The sequence below is a fragment of the Candidatus Enterococcus moelleringii genome, from assembly GCF_017377575.1.
GTDB lineage: Bacteria > Bacillota > Bacilli > Lactobacillales > Enterococcaceae > Enterococcus_A > Enterococcus_A moelleringii.
Map to the genome: position 1 here is coordinate 1,156 of NZ_JAFREM010000032.1, position 9,094 is coordinate 10,249.

A 9,094-nucleotide genomic window follows, 5' to 3' on the forward strand; every position below is an offset into this window, starting at 1 on the left:
TTCTGGTACTCGGGATATTTGTGTTTGATTGTCTGCAAAGTTGAGCAAGTTTACGAAGACTTTCTTAGTGTCGCAATAGTGATCATCAAACTGGTAAAAAAAGACTGCCCACACCGCTATTATCCTCAAGAATCGCGTGTTTCCTCAACTTGTGAAAATGTACCGTTTTTGTGAAGTTTTCCTTAATGTATGAAAGCGTTCTATCTGTTCGGATTTCATTGAAAGAGCTGTTGAATATATGTATTAATAGAGGTGGGAAGAAAACGTTTTTAAATTTATTTGAAGGAGAAATATTATGACTCAAAAACTGCAGCGATTTGGTGGGGCGATGTTTGGTCCGGTAATGTTTATGATTTTTTCATCTATTTTAATTGGGCTCTCAAGTATTTTCATGAATGCGAGCATCATGGGAAGCCTTGCCGCGGAAACGAACGGATGGTTTAAGGTGTGGAGCTTGGTTTCAGATGCGGGGTACGCAGTATTTAATCAGTTGCCAATTATGTTTGTTGCGTCTATTCCGTTGAAACTAGCGGACAAGGCCAAAGGAAATGCCAGTGTTGAAGCTTTGCTTACGTATTTTGTTTTCAATTACTACATCCAAGGCATCTTAAATTTTTGGGGTTCAACCTTCAACATTGATTTCTCCCAAGAAGTTGGCGGAACCAGCGGATTAACAATGATCGCAGGCATCAAAACACTTGATATGAATATAGTAGGTGCGATACTTGTTGCTTCGATTGTTGTCTGGATTCATAATAAGTTTTATGAAAAGAAATTACCGGATATATTAAATGTGTTTCAAGGAGCCTCTCTTGTCGCAATTATCGGAACGATTGTCATGCTGCCTTTAGCATTAGCCGTTTGTTGGATTTGGCCAATCATCCAGCAAGGAATCTTAGGCATGCAAGGCTTCTTATCTCAGTCAGGAATATTTGGGATTTTCTTGTTCACATTCCTAGAAAGAATTACCATTCCAACCGGGTTGCATCACTTTTTGTGGGTACCATTTGATTTAGGACCAGCGGTGGTGCCCGATGGAAATTGGAACCATTGGTTAGCAAATCTGAATGAATTTGCTCAATCTAGCCAACCTTTAAAATCACTCTTCCCTTCAGGAGGGTTTGCATTATATGGAAACGTAGGTGTTTGGGGTATCCCGGGAATTTCTTTAGCAATGTATAAGTTGGCGAGACCTGAGAATAAAAAGAAAGTCCTCAGTCTGTTATTGCCAATTACGATTACCTCAATGCTTACCGGAATTACTGAACCAGTTGAGTTTAGTTTCTTGTTTCTTGCGCCAGTAATGTTTGTTATTCATGCAGCACTAGCGGCATTGATGTCAACAATACTTTATTTCTTTGGAGTAGTAGGGTATCAAGGTGGCGGCTTAATCGATTATGTTACGGTTAACTGGTTGCCAATGTTTAGCAACCATGCCAATACAGTAATTACACATATTGTGATTGGATTGATTTTCTTCGTTGTTTATTACTATGTATTCTACTATGGATTTAAAAAATTGAATGTCATGACACCTGGTCGAGAACTAGACCTAATAGAAGGCGAGACGAGTGTCTTAGAAGAAACAATCGATGTCAGTAGTGAACCAAAAGAAAATAATGCCTTTAGCGCCCAAGCTAGACAAATTTTAGCAGCGCTCGGGGGCAGAGAAAATATCGCTGAAGTAACCAATTGTATGACGCGATTAAGAGTAACCGTAAACGATGAAACAAAACTGCTAACGGACTCTGTTTTTAAACAAGCGAAGGCTCACGGAGTTGTTCGAAAAGGCAAGGGTATCCAAGTAATTATCGGAATGAATGTTGAAAATGTACGTTCTGAATTTGATAAGCTTTTAAAAAATTAGGTCAGGAAAGAGGAATAGTCAAATGAAAAAAAGCTCAATTGTTATCGCAGGTGGAGGCAGTACCTTTACCCCTGGAATTATTATGATGTTGCTGGAAAACTTAGATCGGTATCCTTTGAAAAGCATTAAGTTTTATGACAACGATGGAGAACGACAAAAAATAGTTGCGGATGCGTGCGAAATTATTATCAGAGAAAAAGATCCTACCATCGATTTTGTTCAGACAACCGATCCGGCAGTTGCATTTACCGATGTAGATATTGTGATGGCCCATATCCGTGTTGGTAAATACAAAATGCGTGAATTAGACGAAAAAATCCCATTAAAATATGGCTGTGTGGGACAAGAAACATGTGGACCTGGCGGGATTGCTTATGGCATGCGTTCGATTCAAGGGGTATTAGAACTAGTAGATTATATGGAAAAATATTCCCCAGAAGCTTGGCTTCTAAACTATTCGAATCCAGCTGCCATCGTAGCTGAGGCAACCCGTCGATTACGACCTAAATCAAAAGTGATTAACATTTGCGACATGCCAATTAGTATTGAGAATAATTTAGTCGAAATCTTAGGCTACAAAAAACGCTCAGATATCGTGACAAGATATTATGGTCTGAATCACTTTGGCTGGTGGACAGATATCCGCAGCCGCGACGGAAAAGATTTAATGCCTGAATTGAGAGACTATGTTTCAAAAAATGGCTATTTGGTTCAATCTGATCTTGAAGAAAAGAAACAGCATAGTGACGAAAGCTGGAACAGCACCTATAAAAAAGCAGCAGATATCCAAATGCTGGATCCGGACACACTGCCAAATACGTATTTAAAATATTATTTCTATCCAGAGTACGAAATTGCCCATACGGACCCTGAGTATACTCGTGCAAATCAAGTAATGGATGGAAGGGAAAAGGAAGTGTTCTCTGCTTGTAAAGAAATTGCCGATAAACAAACCGCGAAGGACACTTATTTGGAAGTGGATGAACATGCTTCATATATCGTCGATTTAGCTGTGGCCTTAACCTTCAATACGTACGAAAGAATGCTGCTGATCGTTGAAAATAATGGAATCATTGCCAATTTTGATCCCACTGCCATGGTTGAAGTTCCTTGCTTAGTATCGTCAAATGGGCCTGAGCCTTTAGCAGTTGGCACCATCCCTACGTTCCAAAAAGGACTAATGGAACAGCAAGTAGCCGTAGAAAAATTAGTCGTCGACGCCTGGGAAGAACAATCCTATCAAAAACTCTTACAAGCATTTGCGTTATCAAAAATTGTTCCTAATGCGACTGTAGCAAAACAACTTCTTGATGAAATGTACGAACTAAATAAAGAATACTGGCCAGAACTAAAATAGTCTAAATTGAAATACTCCTTTCCCTGTTAATGATCTATAATGGATAAAAGGGGAAGGGAGTATGCTTATGTTTTCCGATAAAATAAATCAAGCCTATCAGTCATTAAATGAGACAGACTTATCAATTGTTTCAGTCGTCACTCAAAATTTCAATGAGATACCGAAATTAGGGATTGAACGGTTGTCAAAAATGTGCAATTATTCTAGAACTTCTATTTTAAGAACCGCTAAAAAGCTGGGATTCTCAGGCTATGCTGAAATGCGTAATTACATAAGATGGGAAATTGAAAACAACAAATCCAATAGCCCAACTACAATACCAACACTGGAAACAGACGTCAAACAAACATTAGTTGAGCTAGAAAATACAAAACACTTTGACACGATTGTTGATAGAATTATTGCCAACAAACGGATATTCATTTATGGAACAGGCGAGGGACAAAAAAACTGTGCAAATGAGATCCAAAGGCTATTCATGCAAGTTGGTGTGTATCTCTTTGTTATCAAAGCCAGTGCAGAATTCCAGATTATCGCTAAAGACTTAACCAAAGATGACATGGTGATCGTGATCTCATTGTCTGGTGAGATTGATCGTTACAAGGAATCGATCCAGCTTCTAAAAGCGAAAAAAATTCCGCTGGTTTCAATAACCACCTTGAGCAACAATCCTTTAGCAGCAAATGCAGATTACCGTTTGTATGCAGTATCCTCTTCGGTGCTCTTAAACAACGCCGAAGCACATGTTTCATTTTTGACGTTCTACTTATTAGGTGAATGTTTGTTTAGACGCTATATTGAGAAAATCAATCTAACACTAAATGGCTGAGCTTAGGGCTGACTTGTATAAAAGCTATGTGTAGGGTGAGGTAACAGTATATATAATTATTAACTATTAACAGGTACCTCTTCTAGATATAAAAGGTACAAATTTCATGACTAAAATCCATTAATAAATATGTGATTTTCAAAGATCAAAGTTTCGCAGACCATGTGACAGTTGTGTCCGAAAAAACATAGATGCAAAAAGTTAAGGCACTCGAATACAACATTAATCGATAAAGAAGACGCACCTTTGCAGCAGCATCGTTTAAGACGATGACCGAGTGAGTAAGTGTGGTTTATTTCTTGTGTCGGTCAATGGTGATCATAAGGCGGGCAAAAGCGATAGCTAGAGCCAACTCTTGATACACAGTCATGGCGAGCGTTACTTTCCTAGGATGAACATAGGCCTCATCACCTTTCAGGTACAAGATAGGATTTAACATCTCTTAATTTTAGAAAACGGATTTTTGGTAGATAATGAATTGTTTTAGAAGAGCAAGAAAAATAAGACAATACAATTGGCCAGACAGAAAAAACTGTCTAGCCGTTTGTATTGTCTTACTGTTTTCACTCTCGGAGTTAACGTCGGCCGCTGCACACCCATCAAACTGATAAAAGCAATCACCTAATTACAGCATATTTGAGGCAACCTCAATGCCTTCTTCATGGACTTCCTCTTTGACTTTCCTCTCGACAGTAGATACTACTACATCATTAATCAACTTCGCTTTATTTGTATCCATAATCATTTTTCGTTTATCCTCCCCCAAATCTACAGCTGGCTTAATAATGGCTGCGTCTAAGACAGCTTTTGCTTCTTCAATAGGCTCAGAGACTTGGGTAACTTCATCTGGAAATATGGATTTAGTTTTTTGATAATATTCTAACGGTAAGTAAGTTAAACATCATGTAAATCGCTTTCATAAACTGGTGAAGTAAATACTCCTGATAGACAACGAGGGGATTAATTAAGGCAGAGATAGGAAAGCACATTTTATTTTTGTGGGATCATCTTCGTCGTACCTGATGTTGATTGTATCACCTACCTGTGAATTAAAAGGAACAGAAACAGGTTTGTTGGATAGATACTTTATTCCACCGCTTTCGTGGGATACAATTGCCCACTTCGAATTTCCAATAATGAAGAAGTCAATGTTAAAGCTAGTAACGTACTCCACAATTGTACCGGTAGATTTTGAACTAGTTGATTTTCTCATTATTATTACCTTCGATCTTTTGAATTAGTGTTTTAAATAATGCGATTTAATAAAATTTATTTCGTTATAGATTGAAGAGGAAATAAAATGAATTAATTTATGGTTCTTAAGTTCAATATAGCACACAGAAAAATGGAGAGCAAACTCGTTCAATTCCTTTTTGTATCTTGAATAACGAGCCATTGGGTGAATTTGTAGATTTGCTGCTGGAATGCAATTGAAGTATCAAATCTTTTATAGTCCAATTACGGCCTTGTTGGTTCGGGCAGCCCACACAGTTCATTAGATTATTGCACTGTCGATTTATTCCGTTAAAACGAATTGCCGAGAACAATGGTCAGTGGACAAAAGACTATGCACCAACGTGTTTACTTGAACATGGCTGCCTGTACGATAGCTTTGATCACCGCTACGGTGCGTTGAAGTATGTTAAGCCAATAAAACACTGTGAAACATATCCGCTTCAACACGAAGGACTGTGTCAAAAATTAATTAAGATCAAACAACGGACAGATCCGCGTAAATTTTGTCATCCAGCACGAGGGACAAAAGCTTGGAACAAGCTTTAAAACCAGCGCGATGCAGTTGAACGAGTCAATGGTAACCTAAAAGAAAACATGAAGCTAAGTAATACAACTAATTACAAAGCCAAATTAGTGGAAGTAGAGCTTCTGCTTATTCAGCTTACCTATAATGCAAAAACGTATGCCGTACAACGGCTGAACGCGCAAAAATCTCGAAAGACAATCGCTGCCTAATTTCAAAAAAATGATCTTTTTGAAATTGGACAAGTGTTTGCTTTTCTAAAAAAGCGAATTATGAAATTGGCTCATGTATATTTTGACGAAGGTATGGTGGAGTATTTTAGAGGGGCAAGAAAAAAGATAAAACAAGCGGCCAGACAGCGAAACTGTCTAGCCGCTTGGATTATCTTATTGTTTTCACTTATACTATCAGAAAATTTTTTAAAAGTTGATGTTCTTAGTGCTCTCAATTAGTGTACAACCTCAGCCAATGGCTTTAGTGGGGTATCGTTTAAATGGTATTGATCCATTAAACTAGTTGCTTTTTTCTTGTTCTCAAAATACTTGTAATTGTATTCTACCATTTTCAGTAAATCTTTCTTCGCATCGTCACCTATAGCCATTTTTTCAGCTCTATCAGTCAAATCATCTAGGCAAGCATGCTCTTCAGCAATATCATTTAGTAACTTCTTATATAATTCAGCTGTTCTATGACGTTCTCCTGTAAATTCTTCTAATTGCAAAAGTGCGTCTTCTAACAATATACTCAATTTTACCGTCATGATATCACCTCCTTAGCTAATTCTCTTCTTTAGTATATAACATTTTCACTAGATAGGAAGCAACTCATTTTTATTAACCTCTGGATCTTCGGAAAAAATGTTGTATGAATCATACTCTTTTATGAGATTTATCGTCTTCTGAGGATCAATAATATCTAAGAGATCATCATTAATTATATCCTCTAAGTCTTTACTCCGTTTAGTGAGAGCTTTTATAGTAACTAACATGTCAATCGATATATCACTAACACTTATTTTCTTAGAGTCTGAGTGAGGAGGAATTCAAAATATAGCTAAATACCTCTTCCTAAAAGAACGTACGTTCTGTATAATGGTAGTAAATAAAAGTTATTCCTGATTGCAATCTTTCAAACAATTTTAGATTTGCCATCAGATATTTTTGAGACTTGCTGTTAACATGACTGTTGCAATCGATTTTATCTAATTGCCAATATACTGGTTGAACGTTTATAATTGGGGGTAGGAAGATGCCTGTAAAAGTATCAAATAATTTAGTAGACTCATTTCACTCTTTTGAATTTGTAGGGTTAGGCAAAGGGATTTTTTCAGATCCCTTACCAACATATCAGAATTTTTTTAGCCAATCTGTCCCCGTTGAATTGTTCCATGATTTTAAAGAAAACGTGATGGAGCAAGTTTTCAAAGAATTGGATTTTATTTCAAGTGAGGTGTACTCCAACTTTTCTCTAAGGAGTCGGATCAAGCAAGAGCCGCATGGGGCGATTTCGTATGTGCGAAATGCAAGTATTTTCATCCCTTATAAGAATAAGCGAATCTTACTAAATAATGTCCAGTTTATAAAATTAATGACTCGAAATAGTTCAACTCTTGGTTTTTACGAGTTTAGGGTTGATTTTAATCAAAGTACTGTTGTGTCATATATTCCCGAATTCAAGGAGTTGGTCGAGTTCCTCAAGCAATCTGATCTAGTTTATCGTGGATTTTTCGTCACTGGCAAAAATGAGGTTTCGGTTTTAGCACATCAAAGTTCTAATACAATAACTGTAAACAAATTCTTTTTTGCATTTCTCGATAAAGCAAAAGAACCCGGTTCACATCGTTACAACGAAGCATTTTTACTAATGAACAATCGGTGGCCCATGATGCAACTTGCAGTTGCGAATAGTAAAGGAGATATGCTTAATGGTTATGAACCCAGAAATTAAGAACCCAGCATTTTGGGATGCTCTTTCCTACGAAGATAAAACAGCTGAGCTAATTCACATTTCGAATAATATGGGATGGACTTTAGAAGAATTGTCTGAACAAACGGATATACCGTTTGATCTGTTAATCAATCTTCTTTCACTGCAAGAGGAAGATGACGAGAAAATAAAAACTGCCTTAATCAAAGTGACGCCTGTGCTGGAAGAGAGATTGCAAGAACATCACGAGGGTAAAAACCTCGAGAAAGAAATCAACCAGGTTACTCGCCAAGCAAATGTCAGACATTTGAGTATGAACAAACTACTTGGAATTGACAACGAGACCTTAAATGAATGGAAGATCGGAACAAAAGAACCCTCTGATTTAGAAAAAAAGGTTATCAAGTACCTTTACGTGAATTTTGACGAAGGTATTGAGATACTCAAGATTTTAGATAATCCCAAAAAAGAACACCAAATCAAAGCTTGAGACCGAAAAAATACGTAAGAACTCAGTACTGTAATAAAGTTGACAACAATGGACCGACTGGCAACTAAATTGTAGAAAAATACCTCAAGTATCAGAAATCTAACATGAAGACTTCTGATACTTGGGGTATTTTGTGTTTTATTTGCGTAATCATTTTAAGATTTGTGGACATTGGATAAATTTTTTATAATCCTTTTTGTCTCCGTGTAAGAGAGTAGATAAAAAGGAACATCGCTAACCCCCAGCAGCTGTCTATAGCTTATTGGATTGTTTTGATGTTCTATCTTCTATCTGAGTGACTAAAGTTGATTATTTCGAATCTCTTCTACTTCTTCAACAGTAAATTTAGTGCCCTCAGCAACTTGTTTTATCGAAAGGCCCATTTTTAGTAGATTCAACGCAATCTCGATTTTTTCTTCTTCTCTAGCTACTCTTACAGCTGTCGAAGTTACCGCATCATTCACCATCTTCGCTTTATTCATATCCATAATCATTTTCTGTTCCTCCTCTGCTAACGAATAAAAATCAGTTTTCTTCTGAGCATCTTTCAAATAATCCGGAGCGTCATCGGGCACTTCACCAGTCTTGAAAAACTGCTGCCAAAGATAGGCTGCGCTATTTCGGTCAATATTCTTATTTTTCAAACTCATGAAGCAAAGTATAATAATTTCCTCTCCATTGTGGGAGCGCATTAACTTAAAGGTGTCCAAATCCAGTATGCCGAACTTGCGAATCGCCGGCCCGTCTTTTTCGAACAAGTGGAAATCTAGGATATTAATTCCATAAGCCGGACGCAGGGCGGAAAAATTATTGCTATTGATGAAATCCTCAATCTCTTGATTGCCTAGCGTACTGCGAAAGGCCTC

General features: G+C 37.3%; 7 protein-coding genes. 5 read left to right on the forward strand and 2 right to left on the reverse strand.

The window, feature by feature from the left end:
• Window positions 1-295: 295 nt before the first annotated feature.
• The 3 genes from JZO70_RS19430 to JZO70_RS19440 all read left to right on the forward strand — a co-directional run bounded on the left by JZO70_RS19430 (window position 296) and on the right by JZO70_RS19440 (window position 4,053).
• Window positions 296-1,867 (forward strand): alpha-glucoside-specific PTS transporter subunit IIBC, encoded by a 1,572-nt coding sequence (locus JZO70_RS19430; protein WP_207675352.1) that lies wholly within the window; start codon window positions 296-298, stop codon window positions 1,865-1,867.
• 22 nt (window positions 1,868-1,889) lie between these two features.
• Window positions 1,890-3,224 carry a 6-phospho-alpha-glucosidase gene (locus JZO70_RS19435; RefSeq protein WP_207675353.1) on the forward strand — a complete coding sequence of 445 codons (1,335 nt, stop codon included), beginning with the start codon at window positions 1,890-1,892 and terminating at the stop codon, window positions 3,222-3,224.
• 67 nt (window positions 3,225-3,291) lie between these two features.
• Entirely contained in the window at window positions 3,292-4,053 is a 762-nt protein-coding gene (locus tag JZO70_RS19440; RefSeq protein WP_207675354.1) for a MurR/RpiR family transcriptional regulator, read from the forward strand.
• 2,207 nt (window positions 4,054-6,260) lie between these two features.
• Here JZO70_RS19440 and JZO70_RS19445 read toward each other — a convergent pair.
• On the reverse strand, window positions 6,261-6,572 hold the full coding sequence (locus JZO70_RS19445) for a hypothetical protein (protein ID WP_207675355.1): 312 nt from the start codon (window positions 6,570-6,572) through the stop codon (window positions 6,261-6,263).
• Window positions 6,573-7,060: 488 nt separating this feature from the next.
• Between JZO70_RS19445 and JZO70_RS19450 the strand changes: the two genes are divergently transcribed.
• Together JZO70_RS19450 and JZO70_RS19455 are read left to right on the forward strand one after the other, a co-directional pair.
• On the forward strand, window positions 7,061-7,759 hold the full coding sequence (locus JZO70_RS19450) for a hypothetical protein (RefSeq protein ID WP_207675356.1): 699 nt from the start codon (window positions 7,061-7,063) through the stop codon (window positions 7,757-7,759).
• Window positions 7,737-8,228, forward strand: coding sequence for a hypothetical protein (locus JZO70_RS19455; RefSeq protein WP_207675357.1), 492 nt, complete (start codon window positions 7,737-7,739; stop codon window positions 8,226-8,228). The genes JZO70_RS19450 and JZO70_RS19455 overlap by 23 nt, the downstream gene beginning before the upstream one ends.
• Before the next feature lie 299 nt (window positions 8,229-8,527).
• On the opposite strand, the gene JZO70_RS19460 is transcribed toward JZO70_RS19455, so the two are convergent.
• Window positions 8,528-9,094 (reverse strand): hypothetical protein (locus JZO70_RS19460; RefSeq protein WP_207675358.1); only part of this gene is annotated, 567 nt, incomplete at its 5' end.